Origin of the sequence: Actinoplanes sp. NPDC051475 (assembly GCF_040689425.1) — a bacterium.
Classification (GTDB): domain Bacteria; phylum Actinomycetota; class Actinomycetes; order Mycobacteriales; family Micromonosporaceae; genus Actinoplanes.
Window position 1 is genome coordinate 113,009 of sequence record NZ_JBFAZZ010000005.1, and the last position, 25,042, is coordinate 138,050.

The window sequence follows — 25,042 nt, forward strand, 5'->3', positions numbered from 1 at the left end:
TCGGGGGACGGTCATGATCGCCCTGCACCCGATCTGCAACCGTGCACGCTAAGTGTGAGGTCGGTTACAGCCGATTGTCCCCGGGGAGGCCTGGACCGGCGACAGGATGAGGACGGGGCGCATGGCTGCGGTAGCGACGGACGGTTCGGTGCGGGAAGCGGTCACCGCGGAGCCCGCCGCCGGCACGATTGCCGGGCCGCGCGCGTTCGTCGGAGCCGGCGTGATCGTTGCGGCGTACCTCGCCGTCGTGACCCTGCAGCCGTTCGGCGAACGGGGAATGACCGCCTTCGGCGACCTGTCGCTGGCCGTGGCGGCATTGTTCGCGGCCGTGGCGTCGTTCGTCATCCGGGCCCGGACCCGCGGGGCAGCCCGGCGCGGCTGGACGCTGATCGGCGCCGGCATGGTGTCCTGGACGCTCGGGCAGCTGGCCTGGAGCTACTACGAGGTGGCGCTGGAGGTCGAGTCGCCGTTCCCGTCCGTGGCCGACCTCGGCTACCTGGTGACCGTCCCGCTCGTGCTGGGCGGGATGGCCGCCCTCATCACGGCCCGGCGGGGCGCCCTGCGCACGCTCCTCGACGGGATGATCATCAGCGGTTCGCTGCTGTTCGTCAGCTGGGCCTTCGTGCTCGGGCCCATCATCCACATCGGCGGCAACACGCCGCTGGAGTGGGTGGTCGTGCTGGCCTACCCGATCGGCGACGTCGCCATGGCCAGCATGGCGCTCATCCTGCTCGGGCACGTCCATGCCCGGGAGCGCGGCGCGGTCGCGTTGATCGGCGTCGGGGCGCTCGGCCTCGCCATCGGGGACAGCTTCTTCGCGTACCTGGTCAACATCGACGCGTACACCGCCGGCGGCCTGCTCGACCTGGGATGGTTCGGCGGGTTCATCCTCATCGGGCTCGGTGCGCTACGGGCCCGCGCGGGCGAGGCCCGAGGCGACACCGACCTCCACGCGCCGCTGTGGGTGGCGCTGCCGTACGTGCCGCTGGCCATCGCCGTCTCCACCTCGGTCACCCTGACCCTCCTGCACGGCTGGATCGGGCCGTTCCTGTACCTGCTCGGGGTTGCGGTGCTGCTGTTGGTCGTCGTCCGGCAGCTGGTCAGCGTCCGGGACAACCTCGTACTCACCCGCCAGCTGCAGCATCTGGCGTTCCACGACCCACTGACCGGCCTGGCCAACCGGGCGCTGTTCCGGGACCACTCCGAGCTGGCGGTGGCCCGGCAGAGCCGTACCGGCGAAATCCTCGCCGTCGTCTACGTCGACCTCGACGGCTTCAAGCAGGTCAACGACCGGCTCGGCCACTCCGCCGGCGACGCGCTGCTGACCGCCGTCGCGAACCGGCTGCGCGACTGTGTACGCACGTGCGACACCCTGGCCCGGCTCGGCGGCGACGAGTTCGCCGTGCTCGCCGACCCGATCAGCAGGCCCGCAGACGCCGAGCACATCGCCCAGCGCATCGTCGAGGCGCTGCGCCGACCGTTCGACATCGACGGCCACCCGGCGGTCATCGGCGGCAGCGTCGGCATCGCCATCGGCCGCCCGGGTGGGGCGAACGCCGACGAGCTGCTCCGCCGCGCCGACCACGCCATGTACGAGGCGAAGGTCGACGGCAAGGGCCGCTACACCGTTTCCCCGGAGCCGCTCGCCGACGCCGCGGCCCGCGGCCTCTGAGAGCGCCGTCCGTCATTGGACTGATGGGGAAGGCGCTCCCTGCACCAGGGATTGCCCCGCCATGAGGCGCTTGGAGCGCGCTGCTATGGCCGAGCCGGCTCAGCGCCGGCCCGGCCCTGGGCTCACCCCGCGGCGGCGGACGTCTTCACCAGCGTGCGGATCTGCCGCAGCAGCACCGACAGCGCCGCGAGATCGGCCGGGGTCTCGTCCACGTTGCCCATGGCGTTGCCCGCCCGGGCGATCGACGCCGCGTTGACCTGCTCCCACTCCGAGACCCGGTCCTCCGGCGACTCCTCCGACGAGGTGGACTGCAGCACCTCCGCGGTGAGCGCCGCCAGTGCCGCATACAGGTCGTAGCGCAGCGCCATGCGGGCGAGTGTCTGCCAGCGGTCGCCGCGCGGGAGGCGGGAGATGTGGGACAGCAGGAGGTCGATGTGGAAGCGCTCCGAGAGGACGAAGTAGACGTCGGCCACCTCGGTCGCGTCCTTGCCCGTCGCCTTGGCCGTCTCCAGAATGTCCAGGACGCCGAAGCCGTAGACCACTCGGGCAACCCCACGGGCCAGGTCTTCGGGGATACCCTCACCGACCAGCGTCTCGACGAAGGTCTCGACCTCGCGGCGCTCGCCGCCCACGACGACCTGTTGCAGCTGCGGGAGCAGGGCGCCGATGCCGGGGCGCAGGTGCTCGATCTCGCCCGCCACGTCGATCGGCGAGCGGCGGTTGCTGACCAGCCAGCGGACCGCGCGGTCGAGCAGGCGGCGGGTCTCCAGGTAGACCAGCGTCTGCGAGGGGGTCGGCACCTCGTTGTCGAGCCGCTCCGCCGCCTCCCAGATGTCGCGCAGGCCGAACACGTCGCGGATCACCACGTACGCCCGGATGACGTCCGCCGCCGAGGCGCCGCTCTCCTCCATCGCGCGGAAGACGAACGACGTGCCGCCCCGGTTGACCACCTCGTTGACCAGGGCGGTCGAGATGATCTCGCGGCGCAGCCGGTGGCCGGCCATCCGTGCGGCGAACCGCTCGCGCAGCGGCGTCGGGAAGTAGCGGGCGAGCACCCCGTGGGTCCACTCCTCGTCGACGATGGCGTCGGCGAGGACCTGGCGTTCGAGCGAGATCTTCACGTACGCGAGCAGCACCGCGAACTCCGGCGGCGTCAAGCCCTCGCCGGCCTCGTACCGGACGGCGAGCTCCTTGTCGGTGGGCAGCGCCTCCAGCTCGCGGTTGAGCTGGCCGGCCTGCTCCATGTCGACCAGCATGCGGCGATGCACGGGCAGCAGCGAGTGCGCCTGCTGCCGAGCGTTGCCGAGCGCCGTGGCCTGCTCGTAGTTGTCCCGGAGCACCAGCGCCGCGACCTCGTCGGTCATCGCCGCGAGCAGCTCGTCCCGGTCGGGGACGGTCAGTTCGCCGTCCGTCACCGCCCCGCCGAGCAGGATCTTGATGTTGACCTCGTGGTCGGAGCAGTCCACGCCGGCGGTGTTGTCGATGAAGTCGGTGAAGATGCGGCCGCCGACCGTGTTGCCCTCGTCGTCGCGGGGGCCGCCGGTGCGGGCGTACTCGATGCGCCCGCGCTGGGTCAGGCCCAGGTTGCCGCCCTCACCGACCACCTTGGCCTGCAGGTCGCGGCCGTTGACCCGGATGGCGTCGTTGGCCTTGTCGCCGACGTCGGCGTGGGTCTCGGACGCCGCCTTCACGTAGGTGCCGATGCCGCCGTTCCACAGCAGGTCGACGGGCGCGACGAGGATGGCGCGCATCAGCTCCGGCGGGCTCACCGCCGTCGCCTCGCCCAGGCCGAGCGCCGCGCGCACCTGCGGCGACACCGGGATGGACTTGGCCGTCCGCGGGTAGACGCCGCCGCCCTCGCTGATCAGCGCCGGGTCGTAGTCGGCCCACGACGAGCGCGGCAGGTCGAAGAGCCGGCGGCGCTCGGCGAAGGAGGTCGCCGGGTCCGGATCGGGGTCGAGGAAGATGTGCCGGTGGTCGAACGCGGCCACCAGCCGGATGTGCTCGCTGAGCAGCATGCCGTTGCCGAAGACGTCGCCGGACATGTCGCCGACGCCGACCGCGGTGAAGTCCTGCGTCTGGGTGTCGGTGCCCAGGTCGCGGAAGTGCTTCTTGACCGACTCCCACGCGCCGCGCGCGGTGATGCCCATCTTCTTGTGGTCGTAGCCGGCCGAGCCCCCGGAGGCGAACGCGTCGCCGAGCCAGAACTCCTTGGCCACCGAGATCTCGTTGGCGATGTCGGAGAACGTCGCGGTGCCCTTGTCCGCCGCCACCACCAGGTATGGGTCGTCGGCGTCGTGCCGCACGACGTCACTGGGCGGGACGATCTTGCCGCTCAGGATGTTGTCCGTGACATCCAGCAGCGCGGTGATGAAGAGGCGGTAGCACTCCACCGCCTCGTCGCGGTCGCCCGGCTTCTGCTTGAGCACGAAGCCGCCCTTGGCGCCCACCGGCACGATCACCGCGTTCTTGACCATCTGCGCCTTGACCAGGCCGAGGACCTCGGTGCGGAAGTCCTCGCGCCGGTCGGACCAGCGCAGGCCGCCGCGCGCGACCGTGCCGAAGCGCAGGTGCACGCCCTCGAACCGCGGCGAGTAGACGAAGATCTCGAACTTCGGGCGAGGCTGCGGCAGGTCCGGGATCGCCTGCGGGTCCAGCTTGAACGCGACGTAGGACTTGGGTCGCGCGTCGCTGCCGCGCTGGAAGAAGCTGGTGCGCAGGGTCGCCTGTATGAGCGTCAGGTACGACCGCAGAATGCGGTCCTGGTCAAGGCTGTCCACGCCGTCGAGCAGACCGGTGATCTGCTCGACCAGGTCGGCGGAGCGACGGTCGCGCTCCTCCTCGCCGATCTCCAGCTTAGGGGCGAACCGTGCCTCGAAGAGCTGCAGGAGCAGGCGGGCGATCTCCGGGTAGGCGATGAAGGTCGACTCCACGTAGCGCTGGGAGAAGACGATGCCGGTCTGCCGCTGATATTTCGCGTACGCCCGGAGCACCACGACCTGCCGCCAGGTCAGCCCGGCGCGCAGCACCAGCTCGTTGAAGCCGTCGACCTCCGCCTCGTTCTGCCATGCGGCGGCGAAGGCGTTCTCCACCTGCGGACGTACCTCGGAGAGCTCCCGGTGCGCCGCCGGCGGCAGCAGGCCGAAGTCGTACAGGTAGACCGTGCCGTCGGAGCGGCGGATCTCGTACGGCCGCTCGTCGACGACCTTCACGCCGAGCGAGTGCAGCACCGGCAGGACCGCCGACAGCATCATCGGCTCGCCGTATCGGAAGACGTTGAACCGGACGTCGTGGTCGTCGGGCTCGGCGGCGCCGTCACGGTTGACCCGGCGCTTGCGGTACAGGTGCAGCTCGAGCTGGCCGGACTCTTCCAGCAGCTCCAGCTTGGCGATGTCCTGGACCGCTTCGTACGGCGTGTGCCCGTCCTTGTAGCTGTCGGGGAACGCGGCCGAGTAGCGGTGGAACAGCTCCTTGGCCGGCTCCTCACCGAGCTTGCGCTCCAGCACCAGCGAGAAGTCGTCGTCCCACATGCGGGTCGCGTCGGCGAGCATCTCCGCGAGGGCGTTCGGGTCCACGGCGCCCGGCGGGTCGGCCGGATCGGTGCGCACGATGAAGTGCACGCGGGCGAGCATCCGCTCGGTGACCCGGGTCGTGTAGTCGACGCCGACGCCGTTGAGCTCGCGCAGCAGGATCTCCTGCATGGCCTGGCGGTTGCCGGTGGTGAAGCGGTCCCGCGGCAGGTAGATCAGGCAGGAGATGAAGCGGCCGTAGCCGTCGCGGCGCAGGAACAACCGCAGCTGACGGCGGCCCGCCATGCGCAGCACGCCGATGACGGCCTCGTACAGGTCGTCGGTCTTGATCTGGAACAGCTCGTCGCGCGGATAGGTCTCGAGGATCTGCAGCAGGTCCTTGCCGGAGTGCCCGCGCGGGGACAGGCCGGAGCGGTCGAGCACCTCCATGACCTTGCGCCGCACCACCGGCAGCTCGCGCACGCTGGTGCGGTAGGCCGAGCTGGAGAACAGGCCCAGGAACCGGCGCTCGCCGCACACCTCGCCCTGGTCGTTGAAGACCTTCACGCCGATGTAGTCGAGGTAGGCCGAGCGGTGCACGGTGGCGCGCGAGTTGGCCTTGGTGATCACGAGCAGGCGCTTCTCCAGCGCGCGCTGGTGGGCCTCGGGCGCCATCGACGAGAGCTTGCGGGGCGTGCTCTGGTCGCCGCGCATGATGCCGAGCCCGCTGCCGGTCACCGCCGACAGCGTGTCCCGGTCGTCGCTGAGCTGGTATTCCCGGTAGCCGAGGAACGTGAAGTGGTCGTGCGCGAGCCACTTGAGCAGCTCGATGGAGTCGGTGACGTCCTTGTCCGGCACCGGCAGCTTGCGATCGGAACCGCGCGCCGCGGCCAGCTCGTCGGCGATGACGACGGCCCGCTGGCGCATCCGCGGCCAGTCGTCGACCGCGTCCCGTACGTCGGTCAGGATCCGGCGCAGCTCGTTGTGCAGCTGCTCGCGGGCCGCCTCGGTGCGTACCGGATCGATCTCGACCCGGATCCAGCTCTCCACCAGGTCGCCGTCGATCGCGTCATCGGGCTCGACGTCGGCCTCGACCTGCGCGAGCGCGCCCAGCGGCTCGCGGCGCACCACGATGAGCGGGTGCACCAGCAGGTGGACCTGGAGCTGGTGGGCGGTGAGCAGGGCGGTCACCGAGTCGACCAGGAACGGCATGTCGTCGGTGACGATCGAGATCACCGTGTGGCTCCGGCCCTCGCCCGGGGCGCTGATGTCGAGCTTCAGCTCCCCCGGCAGCCGGGTGGCGGCGAGCTCGCGGTGCTCGCGGGCGGCGGCGAACATCTCCGCCGGCGTGTAGCCGACCAGCTCCTCGTCCGGCGCGAAACGCCAGAACCGGCCGACCAGAGTCGCGGTGGCGTGGTCCTCACCCGCCAGGGCCACCGCGTCGGCGACCAGGCGCTCGGCGTTCGGCAACGGCTCGTCGAGCTCGTCGTCGGACGTACCCAGCCGGCCCGTCAGGGCCAGCCCGGGGCCAGGCCCGAAATCGAGCTCGGGATCGGATTCGGTAGCTGCCTCGTCGGTCACAGGCATGGCAGACGGCTCCCCTCACCCACGACATTGTGGGTTCGACGTGTCGGCACCAGCCTAGAGCCTGGCTCCGACGGGCCGGGCGGACCCGGGGTCCTCCGGGCGACGATCCGGCAACGAATTCGACACATCTCACGCAGGCCGGGTCATCGGAACGAGCCCCGGGAGGTTACCGTTCCGTACGTTTCCAGTTTCGTACCCGGGGAGGGGCCTTCCATGCACCCGAGCGGACGCGCTCGCCGAGCTGTCGCAACACTGGCCGGCCTCGCGCTCGCCGCCTCCGGCCTGGCGGCCTGCTCGGGTTCGGACGGGCCCGGCAAAACCCTGGACGCGTTCCTCGACGGCTGGCGCGGCGGCGACCTGAGCAAGGTCGGCTTCGTCACGGCGGCCGGTGGCAAGATCTCCGCCAACGACGTGTACGCCCAGCTCCAGGGCCTCGCCGGCGACCTCGCCAAGTCGTCCGTACTGCTGTCGAAGCAGAGCGACCCGAAGGCGACGGGCGACATCGCCTCGGCACCGATCAAGATCGACTGGACGCTGCCGGGCGGCGCCGCGTGGTCGTACGAGAGCACGGTCCGGCTGACGGAGAAGAACTCCGACGGCTGGCGCATCGTCTGGGAGCCGGCCGTGGTGCACCGCGAGCTGACCGAGGGCGACCGCCTCGAGCTGCGCCGCAAGACCGCCGACCGGGCCGACATCCTGGGCCCCGACGGCAAGCCGATCGTCACGAAGCGCGCGGTCACCGTGGTCGGCGTCAGCCCCGAGCGCGTCGAGGATCAGGACAAACTCCTCGAGTCCCTGATCAAGGAGCTGAAGAAGGTCGACGTCACCATCGATGTGAAGGACCTGACCACCCGCATCGAGGGCTCCAAGCCCGACGCGTTCGTCGACGTCGTCACCCTGCGCCAGGCCGACTTCGAAAAGGTGGCCGGCAAGGTACGCGCCCTCACCGGCACGGTGACCCGCGAGGAGCAGCGCGAGCTGGCTCCCACCCGGCCGTTCGCCCGCGCCACCATCGGCACGGTGGACCACGCCACCCGCGAGGACCTCGACGCCAACCCGGAGACGCTGGGCCGAGGCGACCAGGTCGGCCACGGCGGGCTGCAGGAGCGCTACGACGTCCAGCTGCGCGGCACGCCCGGGCAGTCCGTGGTCATCGCCCGCAAGACCCCGGACGACAAGATCGAGGACGCCCAGGTCTACAGCATCGAGCCGGTCGCCGGAAAGCCGATCAAGACGACGCTGGACGTCCGCACCCAGAACGCCGCGGACCGGGCCGTCGCGACCCAGAAGCAGCCCAGCGCCCTGGTCGCCGTGCGGATCAGCGACTCGTCGGTGGTGGCCGTGGCCAACGGTCCCGGCGGCGGCGGGGTCGACACCGCCATGACCGGCCAGGTCCCGGCCGGCTCGACCTTCAAGATGGTCTCCACGCTGGGCCTGCTGGACAAGAAGGCGGTCACCCTCGACGGGCGGGTCGACTGCCCGAAGACCAAGCAGGTCAGCGGCCGGACGTTCAAGAACTCCCACGACATGGAGCTCGGCTCGGTGCCGTTCCGCACCGACTTCGCCAAGTCCTGCAACACCGCGTTCGTCAACCTGGCCCCCACGCTGGGCGCTGACGGCCTCCAGGACGCGTCGGCGAAGCTCGGTCTGGGCGCCAAGTGGGACCTGGGCGCCGACTCGTTCAGCGGCAAGATCTCCCCGGCCGACAGCCCGACCGAGCTGGCGGCGGCGACCTTCGGCCAGGGCGCGACCGCGGTGAGCCCGCTCGCGATGGCGGGCGCGACGGCGGCGGTGGCCCGGGGGCAGTTCAAGCAGCCCCGGCTCGTGCTCGACCCGGCGCCGACCAACCCGGTCGCGGACGGCGCGAAGCTCGCGGACGACTCGGTCAAGCCCCTGCGGACGATGATGCGCGAGGTGGTCACCCGCGGCACCGGCACGGCGCTGCGGGACGTCCCGGGAGACCCGGTGTACGGCAAGACGGGCACGGCGGAGTTCGCCGACGGCTCCAAGGAGACGCACGCCTGGTTCGTGGGCTGGCAGGGCGACATCGCGTTCGCCGTGATGGTGCAGAAGGGCGGCGCCGGCGCGGAGGCAGCGGTCCCGATCGCCGAGCACTTCCTGACCGATCTCCGCCCGTGAGCGCTCAGGTGATGTCGGCGGGGGTCTCCGGGCCGAGCTCGAACGCCGGGCGCTGAGCCGGCAGGGAGAAGTCCTCCCCGTGCCGGGGTCGCAGCATGCCGGGCATGGTCGCCGGCAGCGGCTCGGAGTCGAGCAACGGCGCGGAGCCGAGCGGCCGCAACGGCAGATCGGCAGCCCCGTCCTCCACGAGCTCCGCATCGACGGCATCGTTCTCCCCGTTGGCGGCGTCGTTCTCCGCCTCGACGGGATCGCCGATCGCATCGACGGGGTCGTCCACCACATCGACCGGGTCGCCCGCTTCCTCGACCGGCTCGCCCTGGACGACGGCCACCTCGACCGGCTCGCGGCCGGCCTCGGCGGGACCGGCATCCACCGGCTCGCCCTCGACCGCCTCGATGCCGGCGTCGACCGGTTCCCCGCCGGAGTCCGAGAGATCGTCGTCGTCCGCCGGCTCCACGGGCCGAGCGTCCACCGCGGCCGACTGCTCGACGGCGAGCAGGGTCGTGGCCGGCACCGCGATCTGCTCCGCATCCCCGACCGCGGATGAGACACCGGCCGAGACACCGGCCGCCGCCACGGCAACGTCCGCCGAGGCCGCCGCTGCACGCCGGGCGACGAACCGGTCCTCGTGCTGGGCGGCCGGGGCGAGCTTGCCCGGCGCACCCGGAGCGAGCAGGTCGGCCCGGGCCGCCACTAGATCCGGCCGCACGTCCACCGTGTGCGCGGACTTCAGCCCCGCCACGATCGCCTCCGTGATGTCCTCCGCGTACGAGCCGTCGGGGTCGTAGTCGGGGTCGAAGACGGTGATCTCCACGCCCAGGCAGTGCGGCGACTCGACGAGGCCGGCCAGCAGCAGTTCCAGCTCCGGGAAGGCGATGCCGCCGGGCTCGGGCGCGTCCACCGCGGGCATGACCGCCGGGTCGAGCACGTCCACGTCGAGGTGCACCCAGTAGCCCGCGCAGTCGACGAGCTGCTCCCGGGCCCACTGGGCACTGCGGGCCGCGCCCTCCACGCGCAGGCTCGGGACCGGGCGGGTCACGATGCCGGCCGCCTGGAGGTCGAGGCGGTATTCGTCCTGGGCCCGGATGCCCATCACGACCACGTCGATGTCGCGGTAGTACGGCCGCCGGCCTTCGATCGCCGCCAGGTCGGGCTGGCCGCGGCCGGTCACCAGCGCGAGGTCCTCCCCCGCGGCCGCGCCGACGTACGAGGCGTTGCCGGGGTGGCGGAAGTCGGAGTGGCCGTCGACGAAGACGAGCCCGATGCGGCCGCCGACCGCCTCGCCCAGGCGGTGCATCGCCAGCGCCGAGCCGAGCACGATCGAGCAGTCGCCACCGAGGACGACCGGGAACTCGCCGTGGTCGATGATCGCGCCGATCCGGTCGGCCAGCCGGCGGGAGTAGAGCGCGATCTCGGCCGCGTGGCACACGCCGTCGCCGGGGCGCCAGTCGCCCGGGTCGTAGCGCGGCGGCGTCAGGCAGCCGGCGTCCCGGGCGTTGAGCCGGCGCAGCAGGCCCTGGTCGCGCAGGGCTCCAGGCGCCTTGGCGCAGCCCGGCACCGAGGTCTCGGTCGGCGGGCGCAGACCGAGGTTGGACGGCGCGTCGAGCACGGCTATGCGGCGCATGGAGCCCCCCGTACCTTGCCTAGAAGAGCGCGCGGGCGAGCGCGCGGCGGGCGCTCGCGACGGCCGGGTCGTCCGGGCCTGCGACGGCGAACAGCGACAGCAGGTGCTTGCGGACGGCGTCGCGGTCGTCCCCGGCGGACCGCTTCACGGCGGCGACCAGCCGCTCGTACGCCTCCGGGGCCTGTCCGCTGAGGACCTCGATGTCGGCGGCGAGCCGCTGCGCCTCGAGGTCGTCGGGGTCGGCGGCCCGGGCCATCACGGCGCCCGCGTCCACCCCGGTGACTCGGCGGTAGAGCTCCACCTGGGCGAGGCCCGACTCGGCGGCGTGGTCCTGCGGTGTCTCGGCGAGGATCTTCTTGTACGCCGCCTCGGCCGCGTCGAGGTCCCCGCTCATCAGGGCGTCGTCGGCCGCGTCCATCCGGGGGTCCTCGGGCGCGGCGACCTGGACGCCGCCGGCCTTGAGCACCGCGTCGACGTAGCGGCGCACCTCCACCTCGGGCAGTACGCCGGTGAAGCCCTCCACGAGCTGCCCGCCGACCAAGGCGACCACCATCGGGATGCCCTGGACGCGCAGCGCCTGGGCGAGCCGCGGGTTGGCGTCCACGTCGACCTTGCCGAGCACCCAGCTGCCGCCGCCCTCGGCGGCGAGCTTCTCCAGCACCGGGGAGAGCTGCTTGCAGGGCTCGCACCACTCGGCCCAGAAGTCGAGGATGACCGGGGTCGACATGGACAGCTGCAGCACCGTCGTCTGGAAGTTTGCTTCGGTCACGTCGATCACCGCGGCGGGGGCGCCGGCCGGGCTCGCGGGTGCCGCAAACGCGGGGGCCTCGGGCTCGGCCGGGCCGGCACCGGAGGCGGCCGGGCCGGAGGGCGCCGGCTTGCTCGCGGGGCGCAGCGCGCCGAGGTCGACCGCGCCGCGGGTGAAGATCGACGGAGTGGTCCGTGGGTCGCTCATGGTTATCTAGTCTCGCACGCAGTCCGGCCTGTCCGCCGCGCCGCCGGGCAGGCGATATCGGACGTCACAGACCCGGCGGCGGAGGGCGGCACCACGCCACGCCTCAGAAGCGGGCGGGCTCCCGATAGATGCCCCACTCGTCCTTGAGAACGCCGCAGATCTCGCCCAGCGTCGCCTCGGCCCGGGCGGCGTCGAGCATCGCGGGAATCATGTTCTCGTCGGTGCGGGCGGCCTCGACCAGGCGCGTCAGCGCCTGCTGGACGCGTACCGGATCGCGGTCGGCCTTGCGCTCACCCAGCTCGCGCTTCTGCGCGACCTCGACCTCGTGCGAGACCCGGAGGATCTCCAGATCCTTGGCGACCGTGCCGGTGTGCACGTTGACCCCGACGATCCGCTTCTCGTTCTTCTCCAGGGCCTGCTGGTAGGTGAACGCCGCCTCGGCGATGTTGGCGGTGAACCAGCCGTCCTCGATGCCGCGCAGGATGCCGGAGGTCATCGTGCCGTCGTGGCCGAGGTCACGGATCCGGGCGAAGATCTCCTCGGCTTCCGCCTCGATCCGGTCGGTGAGCGCCTCGACGTACCAGGAGCCGCCCAGCGGGTCGGCCACATTGGTCACGCCGGTCTCCTCCATGAGCACCTGCTGGGTGCGCAGGGCGATCTCGGCCGATTCGTCGGTGGGCAGCGCCAGCGTCTCGTCGAGGGCGTTGGTGTGCAGCGAGTTGGTGCCGCCGAGCACCGCAGCGAGGGCCTCGACGGCCGTACGCACGACGTTGTTCACCGGCTGCTGCGCGGTGAGCGACACCCCGGCGGTCTGCGTGTGGAACTTGAGCCAGAGCGCCTTCTCGCTGGTGGCGCCGTACTCGTCGCGCAGGTGCCGGGCCCAGATGCGGCGGGCGGCGCGGAACTTGGCGATCTCCTCGAAGAAGTCGACGTGCGCGTCGAAGAAGAAGCTCAGCCCGGGCGCGAACGTGTTGACGTCCAGGCCGCGGGACAGGCCGAGCTCGACGTACCCGAAACCGTCGGCGAGCGTGTACGCGAGCTCCTGCGCGGCGGTCGAGCCGGCCTCGCGGATGTGGTAGCCGGAGACCGACAACGGCTTGTAGCGCGGGATCTCGCGCGCGCAGTACTCCATCAGGTCGCCGATCAGGCGCAGGTGCGGCTCCGGGGCGAAGAGCCACTCCTTCTGCGCGATGTACTCCTTGAAGATGTCGGTCTGCAGCGTGCCGTCGAGCTTGCTCAGGTCGGCGCCCTGCCGCTCGGCCGCGACGAGGTACATCACGAAGACGGGGACGGCCGGGCCGGAGATCGTCATGCTGGTCGTGACGTCCTGCAGATTGATGCCGTCGAAGAGCACGTCCATGTCGGCGGCGGAGTCGATCGCGACGCCGCAGTGGCCGACCTCGCCCAGCGACTGCGGGTCGTCGGAGTCGCGGCCCATCAGCGTCGGCATGTCGAACGCCACGCTCAGCCCGCCGCCGCCGGCGGCCAGGATCATCTTGTAGCGCTCGTTGGTCTGCTGGGCGTTGCCGAACCCCGCGAACTGCCGGATGGTCCAGGTCCGCCCGCGGTATCCGGTGGGATAGAGGCCCCGGGTGTACGGGAATTCGCCCGGCCATGCGATCCGCTCGAAGTCGGTGACGGTGTCGCCCGGAGCCGGCCCGTAGACCGGATCGAGGCTCGTCCCGGAGAGCGTGGTGAAGTCGGCGTCCCGTTTGCGGGCGTCGTCGTAGCGCTTCTGCCAGCGCTCGCGACCGGCGGCGATGTCGGCTGCGTCCATGGCGCACATCGTATGCGCAAAGCTGAACGATCGCTAAGGGCCTGTCGAAGCTATGACGTTTTCAGGATCTTCACAGTGGTTCCTACCGATCGGTAGATATAACTGCGTGGCTAACCGCCGCGATCCCCACCGGTCAGGAGACCCAGTGAAACGATCTCTCGCCGCCGTCGGCTCCGCCCTCCTGCTGGGTGGCGTGCTGGCGGGTACCGGCGCCTCGGCCGCGCTCGCGGCCCCGGCGCCTGATCCGCTCAGCCCGTCCGCCCACCGCGCCGCGGTCAAGGCGAGCCTCGCCGACGCTTTCGCCGTGCTTGCCACGACGAAGGACGCCGACGGGACCACGCACGTGCGCTATGGCCGTACTTATGGGGGTCTGCGCGTCCTCGGCGGGGACTTCATCCTGCACGGTGCGAAGAACGGGGCCCTGCGCAGCGCGTCGGTGGGCCTGGCCGCGCCGCTCAGCCTGAGCACCACCCCGCAGCGCAGCGCCGCATCGGCCGCCTCCGCCGCGAAGGCGCGCTTCGCCGGCAAGGTCAGCCTGCTGAACCCGCCCGAGCTGGTCGTCGACGCGACGGCGGGCACCGGCACGCTGGCGTACGAGACCGTGGTCGAGGGCTTCGGCACGGACGGCCAGACGCCGTCGCGGCTGCACGTGGTCACCGACGCCACCTCCGGCAAGGTGCTGAGCTCCTGGGACACGGTCGAGACGGCGGCCGGCAGCGGCCGCAGCCTGTACTCCGGCACGGTCACGATCAACACCACGCAGGCCTCCACGAGCAGCTACAGCCTCAAGGACGCCACCCACGGCAACGGCACCACCTGCGACATGAACAACCGGACCTCCGGCACCTGCTCGCTGTTCACCGACGCCGACAACGTCTGGGGTACGGGCAGCACCAGCAGCCGCCAGTCCGCCGCGGTCGACGTGCACTACGGCGCCGCCAAGACGTACGACTACTACAACTCGACGTTCGGCCGGCGGGGCATCTTCAACAACGGCACCGGCGTGCCGTCGCGGGTGCACTACGGCAACGCGTACGTCAACGCGTTCTGGGACGGCTCGCAGATGACGTACGGCGACGGCTCCGGCAACTCCCACCCGCTCGTCTCCCTGGACGTGGCCGCGCACGAGATGTCGCACGGCGTCACCGAGCGCACCGCCAACCTGACCTACTCCGGTGAGTCCGGCGGCCTCAACGAGGCGACCTCGGACATCTTCGCCACGATGGTCGAGTTCTCCGCCGGCAACAGCACCGACGCGGGCGACTACCAGATCGGCGAGAAGATCAACATCAACGGCAACGGGACGCCGCTGCGCTACATGTACAACCCGTCGCTGGACGGCCGGGGCAGCCAGAACTGCTGGTCGACCAGCACGAAGAACGTCGACGTGCACTACTCCTCGGGCGTCGGCAACCACTTCTTCTTCGACCTGGCGGAGGGCACCGGCGCCACCGCGTACGGCACCTCGCCGGTCTGCAACTCGGCGCCGGCGGTCACCGGAGTCGGGCGCAGCAAGGCGGCGGCGATCTGGTACCGGGCGCTGACCACCTACTTCACCTCCAGCACCACGTACGCGAAGGCGCGCACGTACACGCTGTCGGCCGCGACCGACCTCTACGGCCGGTGCAGCACCGAGTACAAGGCCGTGCAGAAGGCATGGACCGCGGTCAACGTGGCAGGCACCGACGCCGCCTGCTGAGCGGCTGGTTACTCTCCCGTACGTGAGAATCGTGCGGATCGCGGGCCTGGTGGCCGTCATCGCCGGTGTGGTGCTGACGGCCGCCGGGCCCGCCACCGTGACCGGCCTGCTCCCCTACTTCACGATCCAGAGCAATGTCGCGTACGGCATCTTCGCAGCCTGGACCGCCTTGCGTGACCGCCCGTCCCGGCCCGCGCTCAAGGGCGCCGTCACCCTGTACGTGTCGATCACCGGCCTGGTCTACCACCTCGTGCTGGCGAACCCGGCCAGCGGCTTCTCGATGGGCCCGGTGCACCGCACGGTGGCCGAGGCGATCGGCAACCAGCTGCTGCACACGGTCGTCCCGCTCATCGCGATCGCGGACTGGCTGGTCCTCGACGAGCGCCGCCTCTTCCGCTGGCGGTACGCCGCGTACTGGCTGGCGTTCCCGCTCGGCTACCTCGCCTTCGCGCTGCTCCGCGGCCTGATCACGGACACGTATCCGTACCCGTTCATCGACGTCGACGACCTCGGCTACCGCGGGGTGGCGTTCAGCACGCTCTTCTTCGCGGTCGCGTTCTGGCTGCTCGGGCTGGCGTTCGTGGCCGTCGACCGGCTGCCTATCGCCGTTCCATCCCGGGGTTCACGACCTCGCGGATGATCAGCTGGACCGCGGCCACCATCGGGATCGCGATCAGCGCGCCCAGCACGCCGAAGAGCCCCACCCCCAGCAGCGCGGCCGTCACCGCCGCCACGTCGCTGACCTTCACCGAGCGCCGCATGACGTTCGGGTAGATCAGGTAGTTCTCCACCTGCTGGTAGACGATGAAGAAGACCAGGCAGACGATCCCGTTGGTCAGCGAGTCGGCGAAACCCACCAGGCTCACGATCACCGCGCCGAGGGTGGCGCCGATCTGCGGGATGAGGTCGCAGACCGCGACCACGACGGCGAGCGCGAACGGGTACCCGAGCCCGATGATCAGCGCCAGCACCCACGTGGAGATCCCGGCCAGCACGGCGATGGCGATGGCGCCCACCATGTACGCGCCGACCTTGGTGAGGATCTCGTCGGTCAGCAGCCGCACCCGGGTCCGCCGGGAGGCCGGGACCAGGGCGTACGCCCCCTCCTTGATCCGGTCGAACGCCGCCATGAAGTAGATGACCAGCACCAGCACGGTCAGCACGTTGAAGATCGTGCCGAACAGCAGCTTCGCGCCGCCGACGACACCGCCGAGCGCACTGGTCACCGTGCCGGGCCTGATCGCGCCCTGCACCTTGGTCAGGATGTCGTACCGCTGGATCAGCTCGTTGATCGTCTGATTGCGTTGCAGGCTCTGGATGAAGCCGGGGACGTTCTCGATCAGCTGCCCGGTCTGCGTGACCAGCGGCGGGATCAGCGCGAAGACACCGCCGCAGAGCAGCAGCACGACGGTCAGCGCCATCACCGTGACGGCCAGCCAGCGCGGCAGCCCCCAGCTGCGCAGCCGCACGATCGCCGGGTTCAGCCCGATGGCCAGGAACAGCGCGATGAAGATCAGCACCAGGATCGAGGCGGCGTTGCGCAGCCCCAGGAAGATCCCGTACGCGACCAGCACCCCGAGCCCGCCGAGCAGCCCGATGAGGAACGGGTTCCGCCGGTTCAGCGGCGGGCCGGGCGTGCCGTACTCGCCGCTGTAGTGAGCCTCCTCGGCCGCGTCCTCCGGGTGGTCCGACGGCGAGGAGACGACGGCGGTCGCGTCCTGCGGGCGGTCCGGCGGCGGGGAGTCGACGGCCGTCGCGGGTGCTGCGGCCGGATCTTGCGAGCCGGCGCGGTCGGCGGGCACCTCGTCCGGGCGGGGCTCGTCGGCCGTCACCTTTACCTCCACGCGCGAACAGGGAGGTCACCCGCGGCGACCGGACATCCCGGCGGGCAATTTATCGGTACGCGCGCATGCCCGCCACCCGCCGTGCCGCACCCGGGACGATGATCCACACCAGCTCCCGCACCCGCCGCGATCAGCGGCCAGCGTCCACCCGCCGGCTTGAGGCCGGCGTTCACCCGCCGGCTTGGGGCCGGCCGAGCTGACGCCGGCACGGCCGGTGTCAGTCGGCGTCGACGCCGACGCGGCTGCCGGGCCGGGCCGTCACCTTGGCCGAGGCGGTGATCTTGCCGGTGCTGCCGCCCGGTGCCGGGGACTTGTCCGCCGCCTGCTGCCCCGGCGGCGTCTTCCCCGGCGCGGGCTGCGGAGCGACCGCTGCCGTCCCCGTCGCCGATCCCGAACCGCCTTGCCCCGCCGCTACCGCTCCGGAAGCCGGCGCAGCCGCGCCGCCGCCGGTAGAACCACCAGGTGCGGGCGCAGGGGCAGGGGCGGTAGCCCCGCCGGGTGCCGGCGCAGTCCCGGTGGCCACAGCCGGGGGCTCGTCCTCGAGGTCGCTGTCGTCGGCCGGCGACGCGGCCGCCGCCAGCACCGCCGCCGAGGCCAGCTCGGCCACGCGCTTGGCCTCCCGCTGCACCTGCCGCCGAACCTCCGTGGCGTGGCGCTCGGCCGCCTCGCCCGCCCGCTTCGCCTCCGCGACCCGCTGGAGCTCGGTCTCGAGCTCGCGCTGCACCTCGGCCAGCCGCTGCTGCACCCGCTCGGTCTCGCGCTCTGCGGCCGCCGCGCGCTCGGTGGTGTCGGCGACCTTCTTCTCCGCCGCGGTGGCCTTGGCCTGGGCCGCTTCGAGGTCGCGGGCGGCCGCCGCGATCCGGTCCTGCTGGCCGGCGATCTCCTTGCGGACCGCGGTGGCCTGCTCGTCGGAGCGCCGCAGGACCTCCTCGGCGTACTTGTCGGCCTCGCTGCGCAGGTCGGAGCACTGCTTCTCGACGGCGGTGCGCATCTGGCCGAGTTCCTGGACGACCTCCTGGCGGCGCTGGCCGACCTCGCGCTCGATCTTCGCCCGCAGCTCCGTCACCTCGCGGTCGGTGTCGGCGCGCAGCTTCGCGATGTCGTGCTGCGCCTTGTCGCGCAGCGCCTTGATCTCCTGGTCGGCCTGCACGCGGGTGGACTTCGCGTAGCCGTCCGCCTCGGAGCGGATCCGCTGGACCTCCTGCGCGGTGCGGTCGGCGAGCTGCTGGGCCTCGGCGCGGGCCCGGGTGAGGGTGGACTCGGCCTCGGCGCGCATCTGCTCGGCCGACTGGCGGGTGGCGGCCAGCGACTTCTCGACCCCGGCGCGGCGGGCGACGTCGGCCTTCTCCTCCTCGGCGCGGCGGGCGGCGAGGGCGATCTCGAAGTCGCGGATGCCGTCGTGCGCGTGGGCCTCGGCCTCGGCGCGGATGCGCTCGGCCTCGGCGAGCCGCGCGGCGATGTCCTCGGTGGCGGAGCTCTTGATGTCCTCGGCGACCTCCTCGGCCTTCGCGAGGATCTCCTCGACCTTGGGGCCGAGGTGGCGGAAGGACACCTCCGCGCCCATGCCGGGCTGGCGGCGGGCCTGGGCCAGCTCCTGCTGAAGCCGGTCGATCTGGCCCATCATCGCCTGGTTCTGCAGCTGGGCGTTGTCCCGCTCGCTGATCAGTGTGGCGATCTCGGTCTCGGCCCGGGCGACGTACCGCTCGACCTGTTTCTTCTCGTAACCCCGCAGGGCGGTCTCGAAGCTGGGCTCCGGAGGCGTCTCTCCACCGAGGCCGAAGATTTCCCCGCCGTGCGACATGCTGTCCATCCTCACATACGTATCGTCCCGGAGCGGGTGGATAAACACCTGCCCGGCAGGACTGGTACGTCTGATTGCAGTTTGTCTGGGATCAGGCTACGCGCGGATGCAAATCGGGCCGCACCGGAGCACTCCGGCACGGCCCGTACAGGTCTCGCACACAGCCCACCCGGTCCTCTAACCGTGGCCCACCCGTCGGGGTGGCGCAACCGGGCGTCCGAGTGGCGAAAGACTCAACTCGTCTTCGCGGCCACCCCGGGCTTGTCCGCCTCGGCGTCACCTTCCGGCGCCCGCTGGGCGGGCGCGTCGGGCTTGGCGGCCTCGGCCTTCTGCGCGGTCTCGGCGGCCTTGGCCGCGGAGCCGACCGTCGGCACCAGGCCGGAGAGGCCCGAGAGCATCTGGCCGAGCTGGTTGGTGACCTGGTCCTTCTGCCGGGTCAGGTCTTCGACCTCGCGCTTGGCGGCCTGCGTGGTCAGCTCGGACTCCTGACGGGCCTCGATCAGCAGCCGCTGCGACTCGGTGCGGGCCTCGGTGACCATCTTGTCGGCGTGGGCGCGGGCCTTCTCGACCATCTCGACCGCGTTGCGCTCGGACTCGACCCGGCGGGTCTCGGCCCGCTGCTCGATCTCCTTGGCGCGGTCCTCCGCGGCGCGGGCCCGCTCCTCGGCCTCGGCCACCATCCGCTGGGTGGCGCTGACCTGGGCGGCGTGCCGCTCGGACTCCTCGCGCTCGGCCTTCTCGCGGCGTTCTGCTATCTCCAGCGCCAGGGCCTGGAGGTCCTTGTCGCGCTTGTCGCGGGCGTCGGTCAGCAGCTTGGTCGCCTCGGCGCGCTTCTCCTCGGCCTCCCGGGCCGCCTTCGCGCGCAACTGGGTGATCTCCCGCTCGGCGGTGGCCCGCAGCGAGGCCACCTCCCGCTCCACGGTCGACTTGAGCTCGGCGACCTCGTGCGCGGTGACCGTACGCAGCTGCTTGGTCTCGCGGTCGGCGTCGGAGCGCAGCGTGTCGGCCTCGCGCCGGGCCTGCACCCGGGCCTCGGCGGACTCGCGCTCGGCGTGCGTCCGGACCTGTCCCGCCTCGCGCTCCGCGGTCGCCTTCATGGCGGCCGCCTCGGCACGAGCCTTGTCCGTGATCTCCCGCGCCTCGAGCCGCGCCGCGGAGAGGATGCCCTCGGACTCCCGCTTGGCCTCGCTACGGTGGTCGTTCGCCTGTTCCTCAGCCAGCCGCAGGATCTGCTCGACCCGGGTGCCCAGCCCGGAGAGGGTCGGCCGGTTGTTCTCCTCGAGCAGCTTGTTGCTGTCGGCGAGCTTCTGCTCGAGCGCGTTCAGGCGCTGCTCCGCCTGCCGGAGGCGGCGCTGCGCGTCGTTCATCCGCTGCTCGGCCTCGCCGCGGGCCTGCTCGGACTGGTTCAGGGCGGCGACCAGCCGGCCGAGGTGGGCGTCCACCTGCCCGCGGTCGTATCCACGCAGGACGACGGTGAAGTCGTGCTGTGAATTTGCGGACTCGAAGAACGCGAGATTGGCATCCTGCTGCTGGGGCATTGCGACATACTGGCAGACCCCCCAGGGGGCTACGCAAGAGCGTACGGGCCGGGTATTCCGGCCTAAGATCACCTTCGCCCCGGTCGCTGAGGGGGTACGTCGGCCGTTCGGGTGGCGCCGTCCGAGCGATGCCAGCGGAGCGTTGTCGCGCCGCTACCTGCTGTGCAGCACGGGGCCGGAAGATCGTCTCATAGGGGCACCGCGCGGCGCCCCTCGATGCCGACGATCCTGCCAGTCCGCAGCGGCGGCGTCAGGACGTTTCACCCTCAAGGGGTACGAATCAGGCCGGCTCGACCAGCTCCACGAGCACCCCGCCGGCGTCCTTGGGGTGAACGAAGTTGATCCGCGAGCCGGCCGTACCGCGCCGCGGCTCGTCGTAGAGAAGCCGGAGTCCCCGGGCGCGCAGCGCGGCACTGGTCTCCTCGACGTCCCGGACCGTGTACGCGAGCTGCTGCAACCCCGGCCCGTTGCGGTCGAGGAACTTGGCGAGCGCGGAATCCGGACGAAGCGGGGCGAGCAGCTGGATGCGGGCGCCGGTGCCGTCCGGCTCGGCGGCCACCATCGCCTCCCGTACGCCCTGATCCTCGTTCGTCTCCTGATGCACGCAGCGCAGCCCGAAGGCGCGCTCGTAGAAAGCGAGCGCCTCGTCGAGGTCGGCGACGGCGATGCCGACGTGGTCGACGCGCAGGAGACCAACGGCCGGGAGCGAGTCCATGTCGGAGAGTGTGACATTCTCGCGGTTGTTCCCGCTGGGTCCCGTAGCGCTCATCCGGCTAGGCTAACCCTAACCATCGTTCAGGCGCTGCGGCCGGGTCACGAGGGGCGCTGTCTGTGCGCCTGCGCCCCCGTCGTAGCCAGTCGAAAGCGAAGATCCGTGACCAGTTCGGTGATCGTCAGCGGCGCCCGTACCCCCATGGGCCGCCTTCTCGGCAACCTCAAGAGCGTCCCGGCGACCGCCCTCGGCGGCTACGCGATCTCCGCGGCCCTCGAGCGCGGCGGGGTGAGCCCGGAGCAGGTGCAGTACGTGATCATGGGTCAGGTGCTCCAGGCGGGCGCCGGGCAGATCACCGCGCGGCAGGCCGCCGTCGCCGCCGGCATCCCGATGACCACCCCGGCGGTCACGGTCAACAAGGTGTGCCTCTCCGGCCTGGACGCCATCGCCCTGGCCGACCAGCTGATCCGCGCGGGCGAGTTCGACATCGTCGTGGCCGGCGGCATGGAGTCGATGACCAACGCTCCGCACCTGATGCTGGGCCAGCGCCAGGGCAAGAAGTACGGCGACATCCTGGTCCGTGACCACACCGCGTACGACGGCCTGATGGACCCGTGGGACGGCGTCTCCATGGGCGAGTCGACCGAGCGCAGCGGCGAGAACCTCGGCATCTCCCGCGCGGAGCAGGACGCCTTCGCCGCGCTCAGCCACCAGCGCGCGGCCGCGGCGCAGCGCGAGGGTCGCTTCGCCGAGGAGATCGTGCCGGTCAAGGCGGGCCTGCGCGACGTCGACGGGATGATCGACACCGACGAGGGCGTACGCCCCGACGCCACGGCGGAGTCGCTGGGCCAGCTGCGGCCGGCGTTCGCCAAGGACGGCACCATCACCGCCGGGAGCGCCTCGCCGATCTCCGACGGCGCCGCCGCGGTCGTGGTCATGAGCCGGGCCAAGGCCGAGGAGCTGGGCCTGACCTGGCTGGCCGAGATCGGCGCGCACGGCAACGTGGCGGGCCCGGACAACTCGCTGCAGGCCCAGCCGGCCAACGCGATCCGGCACGCGCTCGGCAAGGCCGGCCTGTCCGTCGGCGACCTCGACCTGATCGAGATGAACGAGGCGTTCGCCCAGGTGGTCATCCACTCGATGCGGGAGCTCAAGGTCAACGAGGACATCGTCAACGTCAACGGCGGGGCGATCGCTCTCGGGCACCCGATCGGCATGTCCGGCGCGCGGCTGGTGCTGACCCTGGCGCTCGAGCTGAAGCGCCGCGGCGGCGGCACCGGCGCGGCGGCCCTCTGCGGCGGCGGCGGGCAGGGCGATGCATTGATCATCAAGGTGCCCGGGGCATGATGGAGAGCATGCCGACGGACAACCCAGCATGAGACCCGGCCGGGACGTGCCGACGCTGGTCGCCCGGGCGCGCGAGGGCGACCCTCGGTCGGTGGCCCGGCTGATCAGCATGGTCGAGAACGGCGACCCGAAGCTCGCCGAGGTCGCCGCCGCCCTCGCCCCGTATTCGGGCCGCGCCCAGGTCGTCGGCCTCACCGGCTCGCCCGGGGTGGGCAAGTCGACCACCACCAACGAGCTGGTCCGCGCCCTGCGCCGGGCCGGCCACCGGGTGGGCGTGCTCGCCGTCGACCCGTCCAGCCCGTTCACCGGCGGCGCGATCCTCGGCGACCGGGTCCGGATGCAGGAGCACACCACCGACCCGGGCGTCTACATCCGGTCGATGTCCAGCCGCGGCCAGCTCGGCGGGCTCTCCGCGGCCACGCCGCAGGCGGTCCGGGTGCTCGAGGGCGCCGGCTGTGACGTCGTGCTCGTCGAGACCGTCGGGGTCGGCCAGGCCGAGGTGGAGATCGCCTCGCTGGCCGACACCACCCTGGTGCTGCTCGCGCCCGGGATGGGCGACGCCATCCAGGCGGTCAAGGCCGGCATCCTGGAGATCGCCGACGTCTTCGTGGTCAACAAGGCGGACCGACCGGGCGCCGACGCCACCTACCGCGACATCCAAGGGATGCTCGGCCTGGGTGAGCGGGCGCCCGGCGACTGGCGACCGCAGGTGGTGCGCGCGACCGCCGTCAAGGGCGAGGGCATCGACGACGTGGTCGCCGCGATCGGGAAGCACCGCGACTGGCTCGAGAGCTCCGGCACGTTGCGCCTTGCCCGGGAGAAGCGGGCCGCCGTCGAGGTCGAGGCGATCGCCCTGGGCACGCTGCGTGCCCGCATGGGAAACCTGCACGACGGTACGGCGCTCAGCAAGCTCGCGTCCCAGGTGGCCGACGGCGGGATCGACCCCTACGCGGCGGCCGACGCCCTACTGGCCGAACTCGGCGAGCGTCTCTGAGATCAGCGCCTCGTCCCAGGTCAGCCGCCCGGCGGCCAGGTCGTCGATCAGCGCGCGCAGCCAGGTGAGCTCGGCGCGCAGCATCGCCGCCCGGTATTCGTCCTCGATGAGGAACAGCCGGGGCAGGCCCGGCGGCGCCTGCCCGGCGATCCGGGCGAGCTTGTCGTCGAGGGCCGTGACCCGGCGCTCCAGCAGCGCTCGTACGTCCGCCGGCTCGAGGATCGCCAGGAACGCGAGCGCGACGGGGAACTCGGGGAACTCGCGCGCCGGCGTCGGCAGCATGTCCACCAGCCAGCGACGCAGCGTGTCCGCGCCTTCCTCGGTGATCTCGTAGACCGTCCGCTCCGGCCGTCCCGCCTCGCGCGCCGTGCCGCCGGGCCGGGCGAGCCCGTCCCGGACCAGCCGGTCCAGGGCCTGGTAGACGCTGTTGCGCTGGGCGACGTTGACCAGCTGGTCCTGCCCGCGCTCCTTGATCATCTGCTGCATCCGGTACGGGTGCATGGGCGCCTCGGCGAGCAGCGCCAGCAGGACCATCGCCAGCGGGGAGCGGCGCGGCGATGCGTTGGTCATGACCCACACCCTAAGGGCTTGCCGATTCATAGTCATAAGATGCATAGTCATTTCATGACTAGAAGCGTTATCATCGCGGGCGGCGGCATCGCCGGTACGGTCGCCGCCATCGCCCTGCACGACGGCGGGTTCGCGCCGGTGGTCCACGAGGCGCACGAACGCGGCGCCGACGAGCGCGGCGCGTTCGTCACCCTGGCGGTCAACGGCCTCAACGCCCTGCGCGACCTCGGCCTCGACCCCGGCGTGCTGCTGGCCGCCGGCTTCCCGACGCCGCGGATGGTGCTGCGGGGCGCGAGCGGACAGCCGCTCGCCGAGCTCCCCCTGGGCGGACCACTGCCCGACGGCACCACCACGACGACGATCCGCCGGGCCGACCTCTATGCCGCGCTGCGGACCGAGGCCGAGCGGCGGGGCATCCCGGTGGCCTACGGCAAGCGCCTGGTCCACGCCGCCACCGACGGGCCGGGAGTGTCCGTACGGTTCGCCGACAGCACCTCGGCAGGCGCGGACCTGCTCGTCGGCGCCGACGGACTGCACTCGCGGACCCGCCGGGCGCTCGACCCCGCCGCGCCCGCCCCTCGCTACCTCGGCCTGCTCAACGCCGGTGGGTTCACCGCGGGCCCGGTCGATCCGGCGCTGCGGCCCGCCCTGGGAGTCATGCAGATGGCGTTCGGGCGCCGGGCGTTCTTCGGCTGGGCGGCCGCTCCCGACGGCTCCGTGTGGTGGTTCGCGAACCCGCCCCGCCGTACGCCGGCCGAACCGGGCGAGTTCACGCCGGACCGGTGGCGGGCCCACCTTCTCGAGCTGCTCGCCGGTGAGGCGTTCCCGGCGGCCGCGCTGATCGAGGCGAGCACAGAGGTGATCGGCCCGTGGAACACCTGGGATGTGCCCCGGCTGCCGGTGTGGCACAGCGACCGCATCGTGCTGGTCGGTGACGCCGCTCACGCCGTCTCGCCGTCGTCCGGGCAGGGCGCCTCGATGGCGATCGAGGACGCGGTCACCCTCGGCCGCTGCCTCGCCCGCACCACCGACATGCCCGCCGCGCTCGCCGCGTACGAGGCCGCGCGGCGCAAGCGGGTGGAGAAGGTGGTGGCGTACGGCCGGCGCAGCAGCTCGACCAAGACCGCGGGCCCGGTCGGCGCCCGGATCCGCGACGCGATGATGCCCGTGGTGATGCGGATGCTCCATCGCAACGGCGACCCGCAGGCCTGGATCCTCGAGCATCGGGTCGCGTGAATTGCTCAACCCGGTGCTCCGCCCGCCGATGGTGGTTC

Annotated in this window: 15 protein-coding genes and 1 pseudogene; 7 read left to right on the forward strand and 9 right to left on the reverse strand. The window is 71.8% G+C overall.

The window, feature by feature from the left end; translation table 11 throughout:
- Positions 1-121: 121 nt before the first annotated feature.
- Complete coding sequence (locus AB0368_RS12315) at positions 122-1,672, forward strand: GGDEF domain-containing protein (protein WP_366153910.1); 1,551 nt, start codon at positions 122-124, stop codon at positions 1,670-1,672.
- A gap of 122 nt (positions 1,673-1,794) precedes the next feature.
- Here AB0368_RS12315 and AB0368_RS12320 read toward each other — a convergent pair whose 3' ends face one another.
- Entirely contained in the window at positions 1,795-6,768 is a 4,974-nt protein-coding gene (locus AB0368_RS12320) for an NAD-glutamate dehydrogenase (protein WP_366153911.1), read from the reverse strand.
- Between the two features lie 213 nt (positions 6,769-6,981).
- On the opposite strand from AB0368_RS12320, the gene AB0368_RS12325 reads away from it, so the two are divergent.
- A complete protein-coding gene (locus tag AB0368_RS12325; RefSeq protein WP_366153912.1) occupies positions 6,982-8,907 on the forward strand; it encodes a penicillin-binding transpeptidase domain-containing protein in 1,926 nt (641 codons plus the stop codon).
- Positions 8,908-9,637: 730 nt separating this feature from the next.
- Here AB0368_RS12325 and AB0368_RS12330 read toward each other — a convergent pair.
- The 3 genes and pseudogenes from AB0368_RS12330 to AB0368_RS12340 all read right to left on the reverse strand — a co-directional run.
- Positions 9,638-10,531: pseudogene (locus AB0368_RS12330) on the reverse strand (arginase family protein); the annotation flags it as partial.
- A gap of 19 nt (positions 10,532-10,550) precedes the next feature.
- A complete protein-coding gene (locus AB0368_RS12335; protein WP_366153913.1) occupies positions 10,551-11,486 on the reverse strand; it encodes a tetratricopeptide repeat protein in 936 nt (311 codons plus the stop codon).
- Positions 11,487-11,589: 103 nt separating this feature from the next.
- A complete protein-coding gene (locus AB0368_RS12340) occupies positions 11,590-13,263 on the reverse strand; it encodes a methylmalonyl-CoA mutase family protein (protein WP_366153914.1) in 1,674 nt (557 codons plus the stop codon).
- 145 nt (positions 13,264-13,408) lie between these two features.
- On the opposite strand from AB0368_RS12340, the gene AB0368_RS12345 reads away from it, so the two are divergent.
- Together AB0368_RS12345 and AB0368_RS12350 are read left to right on the forward strand one after the other, a co-directional pair.
- Positions 13,409-14,962 (forward strand): M4 family metallopeptidase, encoded by a 1,554-nt coding sequence (locus tag AB0368_RS12345; RefSeq protein WP_366153915.1) that lies wholly within the window; start codon positions 13,409-13,411, stop codon positions 14,960-14,962.
- A 22-nt stretch (positions 14,963-14,984) separates the two neighbouring features.
- Positions 14,985-15,602 (forward strand): Pr6Pr family membrane protein, encoded by a 618-nt coding sequence (locus AB0368_RS12350; protein ID WP_366153916.1) that lies wholly within the window; start codon positions 14,985-14,987, stop codon positions 15,600-15,602.
- Here the strand turns inward: AB0368_RS12350 and AB0368_RS12355 are convergent.
- The 4 genes from AB0368_RS12355 to mce all read right to left on the reverse strand — a co-directional run bounded on the left by AB0368_RS12355 (position 15,562) and on the right by mce (position 20,860).
- Positions 15,562-16,794 carry an AI-2E family transporter gene (locus AB0368_RS12355; RefSeq protein WP_366153917.1) on the reverse strand — a complete coding sequence of 411 codons (1,233 nt, stop codon included), beginning with the start codon at positions 16,792-16,794 and terminating at the stop codon, positions 15,562-15,564. The genes AB0368_RS12350 and AB0368_RS12355 overlap by 41 nt on opposite strands.
- Before the next feature lie 229 nt (positions 16,795-17,023).
- Positions 17,024-18,616 carry a Laminin subunit beta-1 gene (locus tag AB0368_RS12360; RefSeq protein WP_366154176.1) on the reverse strand — a complete coding sequence of 531 codons (1,593 nt, stop codon included), beginning with the start codon at positions 18,614-18,616 and terminating at the stop codon, positions 17,024-17,026.
- A gap of 224 nt (positions 18,617-18,840) precedes the next feature.
- Positions 18,841-20,145 (reverse strand): DivIVA domain-containing protein, encoded by a 1,305-nt coding sequence (locus AB0368_RS12365; RefSeq protein ID WP_366153918.1) that lies wholly within the window; start codon positions 20,143-20,145, stop codon positions 18,841-18,843.
- 280 nt (positions 20,146-20,425) lie between these two features.
- The gene (gene mce / locus AB0368_RS12370) at positions 20,426-20,860 is read right to left on the reverse strand and encodes a methylmalonyl-CoA epimerase (RefSeq protein WP_366154177.1); all 435 of its coding nucleotides are present in this window, start codon (positions 20,858-20,860) and stop codon (positions 20,426-20,428) included.
- A 159-nt stretch (positions 20,861-21,019) separates the two neighbouring features.
- On the opposite strand from mce, the gene AB0368_RS12375 reads away from it, so the two are divergent.
- Positions 21,020-22,204, forward strand: coding sequence for an acetyl-CoA C-acetyltransferase (locus tag AB0368_RS12375; RefSeq protein WP_366153919.1), 1,185 nt, complete (start codon positions 21,020-21,022; stop codon positions 22,202-22,204).
- A 28-nt stretch (positions 22,205-22,232) separates the two neighbouring features.
- Complete coding sequence (meaB, locus tag AB0368_RS12380) at positions 22,233-23,198, forward strand: methylmalonyl Co-A mutase-associated GTPase MeaB (protein WP_366153920.1); 966 nt, start codon at positions 22,233-22,235, stop codon at positions 23,196-23,198.
- Here the strand turns inward: meaB and AB0368_RS12385 are convergent.
- Positions 23,169-23,768 carry a PadR family transcriptional regulator gene (locus AB0368_RS12385; RefSeq protein WP_366153921.1) on the reverse strand — a complete coding sequence of 200 codons (600 nt, stop codon included), beginning with the start codon at positions 23,766-23,768 and terminating at the stop codon, positions 23,169-23,171. The two genes, meaB and AB0368_RS12385, sit on opposite strands and share 30 nt — an antisense overlap.
- Positions 23,769-23,822: 54 nt before the next feature.
- Here AB0368_RS12385 and AB0368_RS12390 point away from each other — a divergent pair, with 54 nt between their 5' ends.
- Entirely contained in the window at positions 23,823-25,004 is a 1,182-nt protein-coding gene (locus AB0368_RS12390) for an NAD(P)/FAD-dependent oxidoreductase (RefSeq protein WP_366153922.1), read from the forward strand.
- Positions 25,005-25,042 lie beyond the last annotated feature (38 nt).